The organism is Streptococcus oralis (genome assembly GCF_965111685.1).
Lineage (GTDB): Bacteria > Bacillota > Bacilli > Lactobacillales > Streptococcaceae > Streptococcus > Streptococcus oralis_B.
Genome location: NZ_OZ217340.1, coordinates 1,345,974 through 1,364,086, shown reverse-complemented (window position 1 = coordinate 1,364,086; position 18,113 = coordinate 1,345,974). Strand labels below are relative to the sequence as shown.

At 40.9% G+C, this 18,113-nt stretch carries 20 protein-coding genes; 17 read left to right on the top strand and 3 right to left on the bottom strand.

The window, feature by feature from the left end:
* The first annotated feature begins 40 nt into the window (after positions 1–40).
* Positions 41–781, top strand: a complete 741-nt coding sequence (locus ACLV7H_RS07130; RefSeq protein WP_411866751.1) for a MerR family transcriptional regulator — start codon at positions 41–43, stop codon at positions 779–781.
* 28 nt (positions 782–809) lie between these two features.
* On the opposite strand, the gene ACLV7H_RS07125 is transcribed toward ACLV7H_RS07130, so the two are convergent.
* The 3 genes from ACLV7H_RS07125 to ACLV7H_RS07115 are packed head-to-tail and all read right to left on the bottom strand — an operon-like array spanning position 810 to position 3,365.
* Positions 810–1,265, bottom strand: coding sequence for an 8-oxo-dGTP diphosphatase (locus ACLV7H_RS07125; protein ID WP_411866750.1), 456 nt, complete (start codon positions 1,263–1,265; stop codon positions 810–812).
* Between the two features lie 21 nt (positions 1,266–1,286).
* Positions 1,287–2,462 (bottom strand): NAD(P)/FAD-dependent oxidoreductase, encoded by a 1,176-nt coding sequence (locus ACLV7H_RS07120; RefSeq protein ID WP_411866749.1) that lies wholly within the window; start codon positions 2,460–2,462, stop codon positions 1,287–1,289.
* Positions 2,463–2,519: 57 nt separating this feature from the next.
* On the bottom strand, positions 2,520–3,365 hold the full coding sequence (locus tag ACLV7H_RS07115) for a DegV family protein (protein ID WP_411866748.1): 846 nt from the start codon (positions 3,363–3,365) through the stop codon (positions 2,520–2,522).
* A 124-nt stretch (positions 3,366–3,489) separates the two neighbouring features.
* Here ACLV7H_RS07115 and ACLV7H_RS07110 point away from each other — a divergent pair, with 124 nt between their 5' ends.
* The 16 genes from ACLV7H_RS07110 to ACLV7H_RS07035 all read left to right on the top strand — a co-directional run bounded on the left by ACLV7H_RS07110 (position 3,490) and on the right by ACLV7H_RS07035 (position 18,083).
* A complete protein-coding gene (locus ACLV7H_RS07110; RefSeq protein ID WP_045590793.1) occupies positions 3,490–4,047 on the top strand; it encodes a TetR/AcrR family transcriptional regulator in 558 nt (185 codons plus the stop codon).
* 18 nt (positions 4,048–4,065) lie between these two features.
* Positions 4,066–4,533 carry a deoxycytidylate deaminase gene (locus tag ACLV7H_RS07105; protein ID WP_411866747.1) on the top strand — a complete coding sequence of 156 codons (468 nt, stop codon included), beginning with the start codon at positions 4,066–4,068 and terminating at the stop codon, positions 4,531–4,533.
* Between the two features lie 88 nt (positions 4,534–4,621).
* Entirely contained in the window at positions 4,622–5,251 is a 630-nt protein-coding gene (gene upp / locus ACLV7H_RS07100) for a uracil phosphoribosyltransferase (RefSeq protein WP_000515974.1), read from the top strand.
* A gap of 174 nt (positions 5,252–5,425) precedes the next feature.
* Positions 5,426–6,016, top strand: coding sequence for an ATP-dependent Clp protease proteolytic subunit ClpP (gene clpP / locus ACLV7H_RS07095; RefSeq protein WP_045590796.1), 591 nt, complete (start codon positions 5,426–5,428; stop codon positions 6,014–6,016).
* A gap of 78 nt (positions 6,017–6,094) precedes the next feature.
* Positions 6,095–6,364, top strand: coding sequence for a YlbG family protein (locus tag ACLV7H_RS07090; RefSeq protein WP_411866746.1), 270 nt, complete (start codon positions 6,095–6,097; stop codon positions 6,362–6,364).
* An 88-nt stretch (positions 6,365–6,452) separates the two neighbouring features.
* Positions 6,453–7,613, top strand: a complete 1,161-nt coding sequence (locus ACLV7H_RS07085) for an ABC transporter substrate-binding protein (RefSeq protein ID WP_045590800.1) — start codon at positions 6,453–6,455, stop codon at positions 7,611–7,613.
* Positions 7,614–7,731: 118 nt separating this feature from the next.
* The gene (locus ACLV7H_RS07080; RefSeq protein ID WP_000941413.1) at positions 7,732–8,601 is read left to right on the top strand and encodes a branched-chain amino acid ABC transporter permease; all 870 of its coding nucleotides are present in this window, start codon (positions 7,732–7,734) and stop codon (positions 8,599–8,601) included.
* 3 nt (positions 8,602–8,604) lie between these two features.
* Complete coding sequence (locus ACLV7H_RS07075) at positions 8,605–9,561, top strand: branched-chain amino acid ABC transporter permease (protein ID WP_045590803.1); 957 nt, start codon at positions 8,605–8,607, stop codon at positions 9,559–9,561.
* Positions 9,561–10,325: an ABC transporter ATP-binding protein gene (locus ACLV7H_RS07070; protein ID WP_045590804.1), complete on the top strand. Its 765-nt coding sequence runs from the start codon at positions 9,561–9,563 to the stop codon at positions 10,323–10,325. The genes ACLV7H_RS07075 and ACLV7H_RS07070 overlap by 1 nt, the downstream gene beginning before the upstream one ends.
* Positions 10,325–11,035 (top strand): ABC transporter ATP-binding protein, encoded by a 711-nt coding sequence (locus tag ACLV7H_RS07065; protein ID WP_045590805.1) that lies wholly within the window; start codon positions 10,325–10,327, stop codon positions 11,033–11,035. Before ACLV7H_RS07070 ends, ACLV7H_RS07065 begins: the two co-directional genes overlap by 1 nt.
* Positions 11,036–11,319: 284 nt before the next feature.
* A complete protein-coding gene (locus ACLV7H_RS07060; protein ID WP_045590807.1) occupies positions 11,320–11,976 on the top strand; it encodes a CBS domain-containing protein in 657 nt (218 codons plus the stop codon).
* A 110-nt stretch (positions 11,977–12,086) separates the two neighbouring features.
* A protein-coding gene (gene prfB, locus ACLV7H_RS07055) for a peptide chain release factor 2 (RefSeq protein ID WP_411866745.1) occupies positions 12,087–13,182 on the top strand; the annotation gives its coding sequence in 2 pieces (ribosomal slippage) (positions 12,087–12,158 and positions 12,160–13,182; 1,095 coding nt in all).
* Between the two features lie 17 nt (positions 13,183–13,199).
* Positions 13,200–13,892, top strand: a complete 693-nt coding sequence (gene ftsE, locus ACLV7H_RS07050; protein WP_000022272.1) for a cell division ATP-binding protein FtsE — start codon at positions 13,200–13,202, stop codon at positions 13,890–13,892.
* The gene (gene ftsX, locus ACLV7H_RS07045) at positions 13,885–14,811 is read left to right on the top strand and encodes a permease-like cell division protein FtsX (protein WP_411866744.1); all 927 of its coding nucleotides are present in this window, start codon (positions 13,885–13,887) and stop codon (positions 14,809–14,811) included. Before ftsE ends, ftsX begins: the two co-directional genes overlap by 8 nt.
* A 218-nt stretch (positions 14,812–15,029) precedes the next feature.
* The gene (locus ACLV7H_RS07040) at positions 15,030–17,216 is read left to right on the top strand and encodes a PTS transporter subunit IIBC (RefSeq protein ID WP_080933674.1); all 2,187 of its coding nucleotides are present in this window, start codon (positions 15,030–15,032) and stop codon (positions 17,214–17,216) included.
* 51 nt (positions 17,217–17,267) lie between these two features.
* On the top strand, positions 17,268–18,083 hold the full coding sequence (locus ACLV7H_RS07035; RefSeq protein WP_045590812.1) for an endonuclease/exonuclease/phosphatase family protein: 816 nt from the start codon (positions 17,268–17,270) through the stop codon (positions 18,081–18,083).
* Positions 18,084–18,113: the final 30 nt, after the last annotated feature.

Genomic DNA, 18,113 nt, shown 5'->3' with positions numbered 1-18,113 from the left:
TAAGGGGAGGCGTTATACTATTTCTTGTAAGGAGGAAATCATGTACCATATAAAAGAAGCTGCGCAGCTTTCAGGTGTCTCTGTCAAGACCCTGCACCACTACGATAAGATAGGGCTCTTGGTTCCCTTAAAGTCGGAAAACGGCTATCGAACCTATAGTCAGGAGGATTTGGAACGACTTCAGGTCATTCTGTACTACAAATATCTAGGCTTTTCTTTAGAAAAAATAGCAGAGCTATTAAAGGAAGATAGATCAGATTTATTGCCCCATTTGACTAGGCAGTTGGACTATCTAACTCGAGAAAGGCAACATCTGGATACCTTGATTTCCACCTTGCAAAAAACCATTCAAGAACAAAAAGGAGAAAGAAAAATGACGATTGAGGAAAAATTCACTGGATTTAGCTATCAAGACAATCAAAAATACCACCAAGAAGCGATAGAGAAATATGGGCAAGAAGTCATGGATCAGGCCCTCGAACGCCAAAAAGGTCGTGAAGATGAGTCTACGGCCGCCTTTAACCAAGTCTTTCAAACTTTGGCACAAAATCTTCAAGCTGGTTTACCTGCAACAGCAACTGAAAACCAAGAGCAAGCAGCCAAGCTCTTGCAAGCCATTCGTACTTATGGATTTGACTGCTCTATTGAAGTCTTCGGTCATATCGGTAAAGGCTACGTCTATAACCCAGAGTTTAAGGATAATATTGACAAGTTTGGACCTGGAACGGCCCAGTACACATCAGATGCCATTGCATCTTACGTTCGAACAAATGCAGAATAAATAGGCTAGGAATTTCCTAGCCTATTTTTTACTTCAAATCATAAAGCCAGTCGTCACCGTCTTTATAGTAGAAGAATTCACTGAGATCATCTTCCAAAAAAACACGAAGCATATCAGACATATCCTTAGTTGCGAGTTTTAGTTGAGAGAGATTTTCAAAATCTTCCCACCATACCTTTCCTTCGTCTGAAGACTGGAGTTCACCAGTAAAGTGTTCTGTCTTGTAAAAAAGGACAACATAACGGTAATCCTCATCATCATACCAATCTTTAATACCACAGAGTTGGGGTTTGGAAATAGTTAGTCCAGTTTCTTCTCTCACTTCACGAATGACAGCATCGACAAAGGATTCGCCACGTTCAACATGCCCGCCAGGGAAAGTAATGCCAGGCCAGTCAGGACTAATTCGGTCTTGGACAAGAACCTTGTCTCCGTTTTTAATCATGCACATGTTGACAAATTCGACTGTTTCTCGTCTGTTCATAGGACCTTTCCTTTGAGCATTTTAATCATAATGCAGACTTCCTGCCACCCAGCCGGTGCAGAGGGCAGAAGTGATGTTAAAGCCACCCGTGTGGGCATTGATATCCAGGACCTCGCCAGCAAAGTGGAGGCCACGGACTAGCTTACTTTCCAGAGTTTTGGGATTGATTTCCTTGAGACTGATACCGCCTTTGGTGACAAAGGACTTGGCAAGGGACATTTTTCCAGTCAAAGGGATTTTGAGGGCCTTGATGGACTGGAGTAGTTGCTCGCGTTCCTTTTCAGTCAGTTGTTTGACTTTTTCAGGATAGTCTTGCACAAGAAATTCTGCCAAGCGTTCTGGCAATAAAGTTCTTAAAGAATTTTTCAAGGATTTTTCCCGATTTTCTTCTAGAAATGCCACCAAGTCCTTCTCAGAAAGTTGAGGTAAGACATCCAGTGAAAGAACTTCCCCACCCTTGACAAAACTAGACATACGCAGAGCAGCAGGACCGGATAGACCAAAGTGGGTAAAGAGCAGATCGTGGGTGATGACATGCTTGCCATAGCTTAAGGTCACATCGTCTAGTGAAATCCCCTGAAGCGCTTTGTGTGGAAAATCAGTCAACAAAGGACTCTCAGCAGCTTCAAGCTCAGTAATGGTATGCTTAAAATGACGGGCAATTTCATGTCCAAAACCAGTCGAACCAGTAGAAGGATAGGATTTACCACCTGTTGTGACAATGAGTTTATCGCAAGTGAAGATTTGGTCTGCGGACTTGAGGATAAACTGGTCATCTACCTTTTTAACCGAAACAATCTCTGTTTGAGTAGCAACTTGACCACCGAGTTCAGTGATTTTCTTTTCCAAGGTTTCGATAATAGTACTAGATTTGTCGCTGGCAGGAAAGACGCGGCCGTGGTCTTCAACCTTGAGTTTAACACCATTTTCCGTGAAAAAGTTGATGATATCATGGTTATCAAACTGGGAAAAGACACTGTACAGAAAGCGTCCATTTCCAGGGATGCCAGCAAGTAGGTCATCTAGAGTTCCATTGTTAGTTACATTGCAACGACCACCACCAGTACCAGCTAATTTTTTTCCGAGTTTCCGATTTTTTTCGATGAGAAGAGTTTTCTGACCATAAAAGCTACTGGAAATGGTAGCCATCATGCCCGCAGGCCCTCCACCGATGACAATAGTATCAAAATGTTTCATAGCTCTATTGTACCACAAAAAACAAGAGATGCTTGGCATCTCTTGTTGCTCATAATCTTAGTTAATTTCATATCCCATCAACAAACCGCCATCTTCTGCATAGAAACTGCAGAGACCAGACGTCGGGATGATTTTGATATCCGCTTGTGGGAAGGTTTCCAGCAAGCGTTCTGACAATTGCTGACAGAATTTTTCATTGCTGCGATGAGCCATGACGATACGGCCACCAGCATAACCAGCCTTGATGACTTCTTCATAGGCCGCTTGAAGGGATTTTTTTGGTCCACGCGCTTTCTGAAGCAGTTCTAAGGTTCCAGTTTCACTTGCTTCCCCAACCATACGGATGTTGAGGAGGCCAACGACTGTACCGATCAGCTTACTCAAACGGCCATTTTTTACCAAGTTATCGACCTTAGCGAGGACAAAGAGCAACTTCGTTTTTTCTTGGTAGGCAGTAATAGCTTGAACAATTTCCTCATAAGAAAGTCCTTGATCAATCAAACTATTGATTTTTTCAACAATCAAGTCAACCTCACCACCTGCAGACAATGTATCGATCACATGAATCTGAGTGTCAGGATGTTCTTCAAGATAGATATTCTTAGCGAGCTGAGCACTATTATGGCTACCTGAAAGATTGCCAGTAATGGTGACGACAAAGATATGCTTAGCACCTTCAAATGCACGCAGGTAATCATCAGGGCTAGGACAGGCTGATTTTGAAGCCTCAGAAGTCGCATACATGGTTTCCATCATGTGGTCAATGTCAAGATTGGCATCATCGATAAAGACCTGATCAGCTACTTGAATGGTTAAAGGAACACTTACAAATTCAGTATCAATAGCAGGAGTTGCCAGTTGACGATAATCACAACCAGAGTCAGCTACAATCTTCCAAGTCATAGAAATTCTCCATCTTTGTCACTTATACATTGACAAAGGTTCTGTCTTTTTTTACAATTATATCATGAAAGCCCTTGAAACAAAAGTACCACCTCTCTGTTGTCACAAGTAGAAAGAAATTGTTATGTCTGAACGTAAAATATCTGAAAAATCTCTTGAAAATCTCAGAAAATCAAATCAAGAATCCAATTTCTTGACCAGAGAAGCGATTGAGACTGCTCTTTTACAACTTCTGGAAAAAAAAGACTTGGCTAAGATTAGTATTTCAGAGTTGGTCAAGCGGGCGGGTGTCTCTCGCGCTGCCTTCTATCGAAATTATGATTCTAAAGAAGAGATTTTGGAAAGCGTCTTTAAACGTAGTGTTCATAATATCATGGAACAGCTGAGCCACTACGATGTCAAAACGGATCTTTATCTGGTCTGGGTTCACCTTTTCCGCGCAGCCAAGAAAGAAGCCAAGGTTATCCAACTTGCTCTGGACTACCGCTTGGAAAAGATTTTCGTCCAAGCCATGCAGGAATTTCTGGAAAAATACCACGGAAAATCAAAAGGCATTAGCAGCTACCTTCATTCCTTTTGGAGTTCTGCCATCGTATCAGTCCTGCTCAAATGGATCAAAGATGGAATGAAGGTTCCAGCTGAAAAGATTGCGGATTTACGCTTGCCATTTTTCAAAAAATAGAGGAAAAGGAGAAGACTTATGACAGAAAAAAGACTGGCTTGGGATGAGTACTTTGCGGCTCAAGCCTTACTGATTGCCAATCGTTCTACTTGTAAACGCGCCAAGGTGGGAGCTGTCCTAGTCAAGGATAATAAGGTCATTTCAACAGGTTACAATGGTTCCGTATCAGGAACAGAGCACTGTATCGATCACGAATGTCTGGTCATTGAGGGTCACTGTGTCCGTACCCTTCACGCTGAGGTCAATGCTATTCTCCAGGGGGCTGAACGAGGGGTTCCTAGAGGATTTACAGCCTATGTGACTCATTTCCCTTGTCTGAACTGCACCAAACAATTGCTACAAGTTGGTTGCAAGCGCGTGGTTTATATCAACCAGTACCGAATGGATGACTATGCCCAGTACCTTTATCAAGAAAAAGGCACCGAGTTGACCCATTTACCATTAGAGGCTGTTCAGACAGCTCTTCAAGAGGCAGATTTGATTTAAAAATTAATTAAAATAAATGGTTTAGAAAGCTTTTTAAACCGTTTTTTGATATAATAAGAAGAATAAATTGAAAGAAGGAACTCAGAAAATGGGAAAAATTGAAGTCATTAATCATCCACTCATTCAACACAAATTGTCTATCTTGCGTCGTACAGACACTTCCACAAAAGCTTTCCGTGAGCTAGTAGATGAGATCGCAATGTTGATGGGATATGAAGTACTTCGTGATCTTCCACTTGAAGACGTGGAAATCGAAACACCAATCACCAAGACCGTTCAAAAACAATTGGCTGGTAAAAAATTGGCGATTGTCCCAATCTTGCGTGCAGGTATCGGGATGGTAGATGGCCTCTTGAGCTTGGTTCCTGCAGCCAAAGTTGGTCATATCGGTATGTACCGTGATGAAGAAACCCTTCAACCAGTTGAATACTTGGTGAAATTACCTGAGGATATTGACCAACGTCAAATATTTGTCGTTGATCCAATGTTGGCAACAGGCGGCTCAGCAATCTTGGCAGTAGATTCCCTTAAAAAACGTGGCGCTTCAAATATCAAGTTTGTCTGCCTAGTTTCTGCTCCAGAAGGAGTGAAAGCCCTTCAAGAAGCACACCCTGATGTAGAAATCTTTACTGCGGCTTTGGATGAACGCTTGAACGAACACGGTTATATCGTTCCAGGTCTTGGAGATGCTGGAGACCGCTTGTTTGGTACTAAATAAATTTCCAAAGTAAATATTGAAACTAGAAGTTCGTTTTTGACTTGAAAGGAGGTTGAGTTTTTGTTTCTGTTTAGAGAATAGAGCAAAAAATTGACCTTTTTTGACCAAAAAGATATAATAGTTCTGTATTGAGTCGTAAGACTAAAGAAAATTCAACATTAAAAGGAGAAATGAATGATTCCTGTAGTTATTGAACAAACAAGCCGTGGAGAACGTTCCTATGACATATACTCTCGTCTTCTGAAAGACCGCATCATCATGCTAACAGGTCCAGTTGAAGACAACATAGCCAACTCCGTTATCGCCCAGTTGCTCTTCTTGGATGCCCAAGACAGCACAAAAGATATTTACCTTTATGTCAACACACCTGGAGGATCTGTTTCAGCTGGTTTGGCAATCGTTGATACCATGAACTTTATTAAAGCAGATGTCCAAACAATCGTTATGGGAATGGCTGCATCCATGGGGACTGTCATTGCATCAAGTGGCGCAAAAGGCAAACGTTTCATGCTTCCAAATGCGGAGTACATGATTCACCAACCAATGGGTGGAACAGGTGGTGGTACCCAACAAACCGATATGGCAATCGCCGCAGAGCACTTGCTCAAAACTCGTAAGATTTTGGAGCAAATCCTTGCAGATAACTCTGGTAAATCAGTCGAGCAAATTCATGCAGATGCGGAACGTGATTACTGGATGAGTGCCCAAGAAACACTTGAATATGGCTTTATTGATGAAATCATGGCCAACAATTCGTTAAGCTAAGCAACCTAGAAAGTAAACTCGACGGAGTTTGCTTTTTTTGGTATAATAGGGTAAGATTTCTTAGAAAGAGGATTCCTCATGTTTGAAAAAACAAATCGTTCAGGATTAATCATCTATCTTTACTATAATCGAGATGCAAAGAAACTTCAGGAATATGGTGATATCTGTTACCATTCCAAAAAACATCGATACTTGCAGCTCTATGTTCCAACTGAGGAGCTAGATGACTTAGTTGAGAGATTAGGTAAGGAAAGATTTATCAAGAAAATTAGACGTTGTCTCATTCAAGAGCTAGAAACTCCCTTCGTTGGGAATCTCTACCGCACTGAAGAAAACGTTATCATTTAAAAAATTGAACAAATACATTGACAATTTTCTGATAATTCGGTATATTCTTAACATACAATTTTTGAAACAACTATTAAGGAGATTAAAAATGAAGAAAAAATTTGCCCTATCTTTTGTGGCTCTTGCTAGTGTGGCTCTTCTTGCTGCCTGTGGAGAGGTCAAGTCAGGAGCGTCAAACACAACTGGAAATCCAGTGGACGAAAAAACGATTAAGATCGGTTTTAACTTTGAAGAGACAGGTGCTGTGGCAGCTTATGGTACAGCTGAACAAAAGGGTGCCCAACTTGCTGTAGACGAAATCAACGCTGCAGGTGGAATTGATGGAAAACAAATCGAAGTTGTAGACAAAGACAACAAGTCAGAAACTGCTGAGGCTGCCTCTGTTACAACTAACCTAGTGACCCAATCAAAAGTTACAGCTATCGTAGGACCTGCGACATCTGGTGCAACTGCTGCAGCTGTTGCTAACGCTACTAAAGCTGGAGTGCCATTGATTTCACCAAGTGCTACTCAAGACGGTTTGACTAAAGGTCAAGATTACCTATTTATCGGAACATTCCAAGATAGCTTCCAAGGGAAGATTATTTCTAACTATGTAACAAATAAATTGAATGCTAAGAAGGTTGTTCTTTATACTGACAATGCTAGTGACTATGCTAAAGGTATAGCTAAATCTTTCCGCGAAGCCTACAAGGGTGAGATTGTAGCAGATGAAACGTTTGTAGCAGGTGATACTGACTTCCAAGCAGCCCTTACAAAAATGAAGGGGAAAGAGTTTGACGCTATCGTTGTTCCAGGTTACTACACAGAAGCTGGTAAAATTGTAAACCAAGCTCGTGGAATTGGAATTGATAAACCAATCGTTGGTGGTGATGGATTTAACGGTGAAGAATTTGTTCAACAAGCAACTGCTGAAAGAGCATCAAACATTTACTTCATCTCAGGATTCTCAACCACAGTTGATGTTTCTGCAAAAGCTAAAGCTTTCCTTGAAGCATACCGTGCCAAATACAACGAAGAGCCTTCAACATTCTCAGCCTTGGCCTATGACTCAGTTTACCTAGTAGCAAATGCTGCAAAAGGTGCTAAAAACTCAGGTGAAATCAAGGACAACCTTGCTAAAACCAAAGATTTTGATGGTGTAACTGGTCAAACAAGCTTTGATGCTGACCACAATACAGTGAAAACTGCTTACATGATGACCATGAACAATGGTAAAGTTGAAGAAGCAGAAGTTGTAAAACCATAACATTAGAATAGTAATTGAAATGGGGAATGAGCCTTTGACTCACTCCCTGTTTCGGTGTTTATGAACTTGTGAAAATTGAGAGATTTTCTAAAAATAACAATAGAAAAGAGTGAATGCTATGCTCCAACAACTTGTGAATGGTTTAATTCTGGGTAGTGTTTATGCACTTTTGGCCCTGGGTTACACCATGGTTTATGGAATTATCAAACTCATCAACTTCGCCCACGGTGATATTTATATGATGGGAGCCTTTATTGGTTACTTTTTGATTAATTCTTTCCAAATGGATTTCTTTTTAGCTTTAATTATTTCAATGGCAGGGACCGCGCTACTTGGTGTTGTGATCGAATTTCTTGCCTACCGTCCTTTACGACACTCTACACGTATTGCTGTATTGATTACTGCTATCGGAGTGTCTTTCCTACTGGAATACGGAATGGTTTATTTAGTAGGCGCCAATACTCGTGCCTTCCCTCAAGCAATTGAAACAGTCCGCTTTGACTTGGGACCAATTAGCTTGACAAATGTTCAATTGATGATTTTAGCAGTTTCTGTACTCTTGATGGTTTTATTACAATTGATCGTCCAAAAAACAAAAATGGGGAAAGCCATGCGTGCGGTATCAGTTGATAGTGACGCAGCTCAATTGATGGGAATTAATGTAAATCGTACAATCAGCTTTACCTTTGCTTTGGGCTCAGCTCTTGCTGGTGCAGCAGGAGTCCTCATTGCCCTTTACTACAACTCTCTTGAACCTTTGATGGGCGTGACTCCAGGTCTAAAATCATTCGTTGCGGCCGTTCTTGGTGGTATCGGGATTATTCCTGGTGCAGCTCTAGGGGGATTTGTGATTGGCTTGTTGGAAACATTTGCTACTGCCTTTGGTATGTCTGATTTCCGTGATGCTATCGTATATGGAATCTTGCTTTTGATTCTGATTGTTCGACCTGCAGGTATCCTTGGTAAGAATGTGAAAGAGAAGGTGTAAACAATGAAGACAAATCTTAAAGTAAATATTCTCTGGTTATTCCTTCTGTTAGCGGGTTATGGATTGATTAGTGTACTAGTTTCTGCTGGTGTTCTCAATCTATTCCATGTACAAATTTTAGAACAAATTGGGATTAATATCATCCTTGCAGTAGGTTTGAACTTAATCGTTGGTTTTTCAGGACAATTCTCACTCGGTCATGCAGGTTTTATGGCAATTGGGGCTTATGCAGCAGCGATTATTGGCTCAAAATCACCAACCTATGGTGCCTTCTTTGGAGCAATGGTCTTGGGCGCCTTGATTTCTGGTGCAGTTGCTTTGCTCGTTGGGATTCCAACACTCCGTTTGAAGGGTGACTACCTGGCTGTTGCGACACTAGGTGTTTCAGAAATCATTCGTATCTTTATCATTAATGGTGGAAGTTTGACCAACGGTGCTGCTGGTATCTTGGGTATTCCAAACTTTACCAACTGGCAAATGGTTTATCTTTTTGTAGTGATCACAACTATTGCAACTCTCAACTTCTTACGTAGTCCAATTGGACGCTCGACTCTATCTATTCGTGAGGATGAGATTGCTGCAGAGTCCGTTGGGGTAAACACTACAAAAATCAAGATTATCGCTTTTGTCTTTGGTGCCGTTACAGCAAGTATTGCGGGTTCACTTCAGGCCGGTTTTATCGGTTCTGTTGTCCCAAAAGATTACACCTTTATTAATTCCATCAACGTGCTGATTATCGTTGTATTTGGTGGACTTGGATCTATTACTGGTACCATCGTTTCAGCGATTGTTTTAGGAATTTTAAATATGCTCCTTCAAGATGTAGCTAGCGTACGTATGATCATCTACGCCTTGGCTCTTGTATTGGTGATGATTTTCAGACCAGGTGGACTTCTTGGGACATGGGAATTGAGTCTATCACGTTTCTTTAAAAAATCTAAGAAGGAGGGACAAAACTAATGGCATTACTTGAAGTTAAACAGTTAACCAAACATTTTGGCGGTCTAACAGCTGTTGGAGATGTCACTCTTGAATTAAACGATGGAGAATTGGTTGGTCTGATTGGACCAAACGGGGCTGGTAAAACAACTCTTTTCAATCTCTTGACTGGTGTTTATGAACCAAGCGAAGGTACTGTGACACTAGATGGTCACCTCCTAAATGGGAAAACTCCCTACAAAATCGCTTCCCTTGGTCTCAGTCGTACTTTCCAAAATATTCGTTTATTCAAGGACCTGACAGTTTTGGAAAATGTTTTGATTGCGTTTAGCAATCATCATAAACAACATGTCCTTGCGAGCTTTCTACGTCTACCAGCTTTTTATAAGAACGAGGAAGAATTAAAAAGCAAAGCTTTGGACTTGCTGAAGATTTTTGATTTGGATGGTGACGCAGATACTCTTGCGAAGAATCTTGCCTATGGTCAACAACGTCGATTAGAAATCGTTCGTGCTCTGGCAACTGAACCTAAAATCCTCTTTTTGGATGAACCGGCAGCTGGGATGAATCCTCAAGAAACAGCTGAATTGACAGAATTGATCCGTCGTATCAAAGATGAATTTAAAATTACCATCATGCTCATCGAACACGACATGAATTTGGTTATGGAAGTCACTGAGCGTATCTATGTTCTTGAATATGGTCGGCTGATTGCTCATGGGACTCCGGACGAAATCAAGAACAACAAACGCGTTATCGAAGCTTATCTAGGAGGTGAAGCCTAATGTCTATGTTAAAAGTTGAAAACCTCTCTGTGCATTACGGTATGATCCAAGCAGTTCATGATGTAAGTTTCGAGGTTAATGAAGGTGAAGTTGTTTCCTTGATTGGTGCTAATGGTGCTGGTAAAACAACCATTCTTCGTACCCTTTCAGGTTTGGTTCGTCCAAGTGCTGGTAAAATTCAGTTTTTAGGAAAAGAAATTCAAAAGTTGCCAGCGCAAAAAATTGTTGCAGGTGGTCTTTCACAAGTTCCTGAGGGACGCCATGTTTTCCCGGGTTTGACTGTTATGGAAAACTTAGAAATGGGAGCCTTTTTAAAGAAAAATCGTGAAGAAAATCAAGCCAACTTGAAAAAAGTCTTTTCACGTTTCCCTCGTTTGGAAGAACGTAAAAACCAAGATGCGGCAACTCTTTCAGGTGGTGAACAGCAGATGCTGGCTATGGGACGCGCTCTCATGTCTACACCTAAGCTCCTTCTCTTGGATGAGCCGTCAATGGGACTTGCCCCAATCTTTATCCAAGAAATTTTTGATATCATTCAAGATATTCAGAAGCAAGGAACAACGGTTCTCTTAATTGAACAGAACGCTAACAAGGCCCTTGCTATCTCTGACCGTGGTTATGTACTTGAAACAGGAAAGATTGTCCTATCAGGAACAGGAAAAGAACTCGCAGCATCAGATGAAGTCAGAAAAGCATATCTGGGTGGCTAAAACAATCCAGTGGATTGTTTTAGTCGGCAGATGGAGATTACGAAGTAATCATCAATATAGTCCGGGGGACCTTTTTAGTCGTTGTATGAGAATTGCAAAAGCAATTTCCTAAGTGATGAAATAAAACCGAATGAGGATTGCTAATACCTCATTCAGAGAGCTCGAAATCAGAGCTCTTTTTTGTAAGAGGTTATTTTTCAAAATCTTGAAAAAGAGCTGAAAGCGTTTGATTGATTGTGCAAGAAAGTGTATAATGAAAGTAGAAATAGAGAAGGAGAAGTCTCATGGCAGTTAAAGATTTTATGACACGCAAGGTAGTTTATATCAGTCCTGATACGACTGTAGCACATGCAGCAGATTTGATGCGTGAGCAAGGTTTGCACCGTTTACCTGTTATCGAAAACGATCAATTAGTCGGATTAGTAACAGAAGGAACCATTGCGGAAGCCAGCCCATCTAAAGCAACCAGTCTCTCTATCTACGAGATGAATTATCTTCTGAATAAAACCAAAGTAAAAGACGTCATGATTCGGGATGTCGTGACTGTTTCTGGCTATGCTAGTCTAGAAGATGCGACCTACCTGATGCTGAAAAATAAAATTGGGATATTACCAGTCGTAGACAATCATCAGGTCTACGGCGTCATTACAGATCGCGATGTTTTTCAGGCTTTCTTGGAAATAGCTGGATACGGAGAAGAGGGGATTCGTGTTCGTTTCATTACAGAAAATGAAGTCGGAGTACTGGGGAGAATTGTAGCTCTAATTGTAGAAGAGGATTTAAATATTTCCCATACTGTTAACATTCCACGTAAGGATGGCAAGGTTGTCATCGAAGTTCAAATTGATGGAAAAATCGATTTGACTGCATTAAAGGATAAGTTTGAAAAAGAAGGAATTCAAGTGGAGGAGATTACTCATACCTCTGCTAAAGTCCTTTAAACAAGAGGCTTTAGAGCCTCTTTTCTTCTGCCATCAAAAGCGGTGAAAAGCAAAATATGGAAAGAAATGAGAGATTATGGTATAATAAAACGATATGAAAAGGAGTATCTATGGACATTTCAGAAATTCGTCAAAAAATTGACGCAAATCGTGAAAAATTAGCTTCTTTCAGGGGGTCTCTTTGACCTCGAAGGATTAGAGGAAGAGATTGCCATCTTGGAAAACAAGATGACAGAACCTGATTTTTGGAACGATAATATCGCGGCCCAAAAAACGTCGCAAGAATTAAATGAATTAAAAAACACCTACAACACCTTCCGTAAAATGGAAGAGTTGCAGGATGAAGTTGAGATTTTATTGGACTTTTTAGCAGAAGACGAGTCAATCCATGATGAACTGGTCGAACAGTTGACAGAACTGGATAAGATGATGACCAGCTACGAGATGACCCTTCTCTTGTCAGAACCTTATGACCATAATAATGCAATCTTGGAAATCCATCCAGGATCTGGTGGTACTGAGGCACAGGACTGGGGCGATATGTTGCTTCGTATGTATACTCGTTATGGAAATGCCAAAGGCTTTAAAGTAGAAGTCTTGGATTACCAGGCTGGTGATGAAGCGGGTATCAAATCTGTGACCTTGTCTTTTGAAGGATCCAATGCATACGGCCTACTTAAATCAGAAATGGGTGTTCACCGTTTGGTCCGTATTTCGCCATTTGACTCTGCCAAACGCCGCCATACTTCATTTACATCCGTAGAGGTTATGCCTGAGTTGGATGATACCATCGAAGTGGAGATTCGTGAAGATGATATCAAAATGGATACCTTCCGTTCAGGTGGCGCTGGTGGACAAAATGTCAATAAGGTTTCAACAGGTGTGCGTTTGACACACATTCCTACGGGAACTGTCGTCCAATCAACGGTCGATCGTACCCAGTATGGAAATAGAGATCGTGCCATGAAGATGTTGCAGGCTAAGCTCTATCAAATGGAGCAAGAAAAGAAAGCTGCGGAAGTCGATTCCCTTAAAGGTGAGAAAAAAGAAATCACATGGGGAAGTCAAATCCGTTCATATGTTTTCACGCCTTATACTATGGTAAAAGATCACCGTACAAGCTTTGAAGTTGCTCAGGTAGATAAGGTGATGGATGGAGACCTTGATGGTTTTATCGATGCCTACCTCAAGTGGCGAATCAGCTAAGATAGAAAGGAACTCATATGTCAATCATTGAAATGAGAGATGTTGTCAAAAAGTATGACAATGGAACGACTGCCCTGCGTGGTGTATCTGTTACCATTGAACCAGGAGAATTTGCCTATATCGTAGGACCTTCAGGGGCAGGTAAGTCAACCTTTATTCGAGCTTTATACCGAGAAGTAAAGATTGAGAAAGGAAGCCTATCAGTTGCAGGCTTTAATTTAGTTAAAATTAAGAAGAAAGATGTCCCGCTTTTACGTCGTAGTGTCGGGGTAGTCTTTCAGGATTACAAACTTTTGCCTAAGAAGACCGTTTATGAGAATATTGCCTATGCAATGGAAGTAATCGGTGAGAGCCGTCGAAACATCAAAAAACGTGTTATGGAAGTATTGGACCTGGTCGGTTTGAAACATAAGGTTCGCTCTTTCCCTAATGAACTCTCAGGTGGAGAGCAGCAACGGATTGCGATTGCTCGTGCGATTGTCAACAATCCTAAAGTACTGATTGCCGATGAGCCAACAGGAAACTTGGACCCAGATAATTCGTGGGAAATTATGAATCTGTTGGAACGCATCAATCTTCAAGGTACAACTGTTTTGATGGCGACCCACAACAGCCAAATCGTAAATACCTTGCGCCACCGTGTCATTGCCATTGAAAACGGCCGTGTCGTTCGTGACGAAGCTAAAGGAGAATATGGATACGATGATTAGTAGATTTTTTCGCCATTTATTTGAATCATTAAAAAGTTTAAAACGAAATGGCTGGATGACAGTAGCAGCAGTGAGTTCGGTTATGATTACCTTGACACTCGTTGCCCTGTTTGCATCTGTAATTTTTAATACAGCGAAACTGGCTACCGATATTGAAAACAACGTTCGGGTCGTGGTTTACATTCGTAAGGATGTAGCTGATAACAGTGAGACGATTGTAAAAGAAGGTCAGACAGTTACCAATAATGACTACCACAAGGTATATGATGCTTTGAAAGCTATACCTGCTGTTAAGAGTGTTACCTTCTCAAGTAAAGAAGAACAGTACGAAAAACTGACGGAAACAATGGGTGACGATTGGAAGGTCTTTGAAGGGGATGCAAACCCTCTCTATGATGCTTATATCGTTGATACAAATTTTCCAAGTGATGTTAAAACGGTAGCTGAAGAAGCTAAGAAAATTGAGGGAGTATCAGAAGTTCAAGATGGTGGAGCCAACACTCAACGACTTTTTGAATTGGCTTCCTTTATCCGTGTTTGGGGATTGGTTATTGCAGGGCTCTTGATTTTTATCGCAGTCTTCCTCATTTCCAATACCATCCGTATCACCATTATTTCACGTAGTCGTGAGATTCAGATCATGCGTCTGGTAGGAGCGAAAAATGGCTATATCCGTGGTCCATTCTTGCTAGAAGGTGCTTTTATTGGCTTGCTTGGTGCAGCGATTCCTTCTGTTCTTGTTTTCTTTGTTTACAATATGGTCTATCAATCGGTCAATAAATCCTTGGTAGGTCAAAACTTGTCAATGATTACACCAGATGTGTTTATCCCTCTGATGACAGTTCTATTATTTGTAATCGGAATTTTCATTGGTTCAATTGGTTCAGGAATTTCGATGCGTCGATTCTTGAAAATCTAGTTGGATTTAAATGCAAATTGCAGAACAAATCAGAAAAATAATACATATTCAAAAGAGAAGTTTTCGTAAACTTCTCTTTTTCCTTTTTTTTTTAAAAAAAAATAGAAAATTTTTTTATAAAAGCCTTTACAAAAAAAATAAAAGTGATATAATTAATACATAACCAAATGCAAACGTTTTCGTAAAACGTTTGCTTAAATAAAATAAAGGAGATTTGAATGATGAAAGCTACATTCAAAAATGTCTTGTCTTTCGAGTTTTGGCAGAAATTCGGTAAGGCTCTAATGGTGGTTATCGCTGTTATGCCAGCGGCTGGATTGATGATTTCAATCGGTAAGTCACTTGCATTGATTGATCCAAACCTTGCTCCCCTAGTTATTACTGGTGGCGTACTAGAGCAAATTGGTTGGGGAGTTATCGGTAACCTTCATATCTTGTTTGCCCTCGCTATTGGAGGAAGCTGGGCTAAAGAACGTGCAGGAGGTGCGTTTGCGGCAGGTCTTGCCTTTATCTTAATCAACCGTATCACTGGTACAATCTTCGGTGTTACAGGTGATATGTTGAAAAATCCTGAAGCAATGGTTACTACCTTCTTTGGTGGTTCAATCAAGGTTGCTGACTACTTTATCAGTGTTCTTGAGGCACCAGCGCTTAACATGGGGGTTTTCGTAGGGATTATCTCTGGTTTTGTTGGGGCAACAGCTTATAACAAATACTACAACTTCCGTAAACTTCCTGATGCCCTTTCATTCTTCAATGGTAAACGTTTCGTACCATTCGTCGTTATTCTTCGCTCAACTATTGCAGCGATTGCACTTGCTGCCTTCTGGCCAGTAGTTCAAACAGGTATCAACAACTTTGGTATTTGGATTGCCAACTCACAAGAAACTGCTCCAGTCCTTGCACCATTCTTGTATGGTACTTTGGAACGTTTGCTCTTGCCATTCGGTCTTCACCACATGTTGACAATCCCAATGAACTACACAGCTCTTGGTGGAACATACGAAGTGTTAACTGGTGCAGCAAAAGGAACACAAGTATTTGGTCAAGATCCACTTTGGCTTGCTTGGGTAACTGACCTTGTTAACCTTAAAGGTTCAAATGCTGACCAATACCAACACCTTCTTACAACAATCACTCCAGCTCGTTTCAAAGTTGGACAAATGATCGGTTCATTTGGTATCTTGATGGGTGTTATCGTTGCTATCTACCGCAATGTTGATGCTGACAAGAAACACAAATACAAGGGTATGATGATTGCGACAGCCCTTGCGACATTCTTGACAGGGGTCACTGAACCTATCGAGTATATGTTCATGTTCATCGCAACACCTCTTTACCTTGTTTATGCAGTAGTTCAAGGTGCTGCCTTTGCTATGGCAGATATTGTTCACCTTCGTGTCCACTCATTCGGTTCAATTGAATTCTTGACTCGTACACCATTGGCAATTAATGCTGGTATTGGTATGGATATTGTTAACTTTATCTGGGTAACTGTTCTCTTTGCGGTTATCATGTACTTCATTGCCAACTTCATGATCAAGAAATTCAACTACGCAACTCCAGGACGTAACGGAAACTACGAAACAGCTGAAGGAGCATCAGAAGAAGCAACTCCTGGAACTCCAAAAGTTGCAGCAGCTTCTCAAGCCGTAAATATCATTAACCTTCTTGGTGGTCGTGCAAATATCGTAGATGTGGATGCATGTATGACTCGTCTTCGTGTAACTGTTAAAGATGCAGATCGTGTTGGTACAGAGGAACAATGGAAAGCAGAAGGAGCTATGGGTCTTGTCATGAAAGGACAAGGTGTCCAAGCTATCTACGGACCAAAAGCTGATGTATTGAAATCTGATATCCAAGATATTCTTGACTCAGGTGAAGTAATTCCGGAAACTCTTCCAAGTCAAATGACAGAAACTCAACAAAATACTGTCCATTACAAAGGTGTAACTGAGGATGTTTACTCAGTAGCTGATGGTCAAGTTGTTGCTTTGGAACAAGTGGAAGATCCAGTTTTTGCTCAAAAAATGATGGGTGATGGATTTGCAGTAGAACCAGCAAATGGTAACATTGTATCTCCAGTTACTGGTACTGTATCAAGTATCTTCCCAACAAAACACGCTCTTGGTCTTGTCACTGACTCAGGTCTTGAAGTGCTTGTTCATATTGGTTTGGATACAGTAAGTCTTGAAGGAAAACCATTTACTGTTCATGTCTCTGAAGGACAAAAAGTGGTTGCTGGTGATCTTCTTGTCACAGCTGACTTGGATGCTATTCGAGAAGCAGGACGCAAAACATCAACAGTGGTTGTCTTCACAAATGGTGATGTCCTCAAATCAGTTAAATTAGAACAAACAGGTTCTCTTGCAGCTAAAACAGCAGTTGCTAAAGTAGAATTGTAATATACTTGAGGTTGGAAGCTGTTTTCCAACCTCTTGTTTTAGGAGAAAAGCATGAAATTTCTAACACTCAATACCCACAGTTGGATGGAGAAGGAAGCAGAGAAAAAATTCCAAATCTTACTCCAAGACATTCTTGATAAGGACTATGATTTAATTTGTTTCCAAGAAATTAATCAAGAAATGACTTCTCCTGAGGTAGAGGTTAACAATCACTATCAAGCTTTACCATCAGCAGAACCCATTCATCAGGATCACTATGTCCGACTTCTGGTTGAAAAATTGGCTGAGAAAGGGAAAAACTACTACTGGACTTGGGCTTACAATCATATTGGCTATGACCGCTACCATGAAGGCGTAGCTATCATATCCAAAACACCTATTAAGGCGCGTGAGATTTTAGTATCAGATGTAGATGATCCAACGGACTACCATACTCGTCGCGTTGCCTTGGCTGAGACAGAAGTTGAAGGCAAGGAACTGGCTCTTGCAAGCGTTCATCTCTCTTGGTGGGATAAAGGTTTCCAAGAAGAGTGGGCACGATTCGAGGCTGTGCTGAAAGATTTGAACAAACCTCTAATATTAGCAGGTGATTTTAATAATCCAGCTGGTCAGGAAGGCTATCAATGGATTTTAGCTAGCCCATTAGGATTACAAGACGCGTTTGAAGTTGCGAAAGAAAGAAGTGGTAGCTATACCGTTCCACCAGAAATTGATGGTTGGAAAGGCAATACGGAACCACTACGAATTGACTACGTCTTTACGACAAAAGAGTTACAAGTAGAAAGCTTGCATGTGGTTTTTGATGGGCAGAATAGTCCACAAGTCAGTGACCACTATGGTTTGAATGCTGTATTAACCTGGAAATAATGAAAGAGGTTGGAATCAGAGGTTCCAACC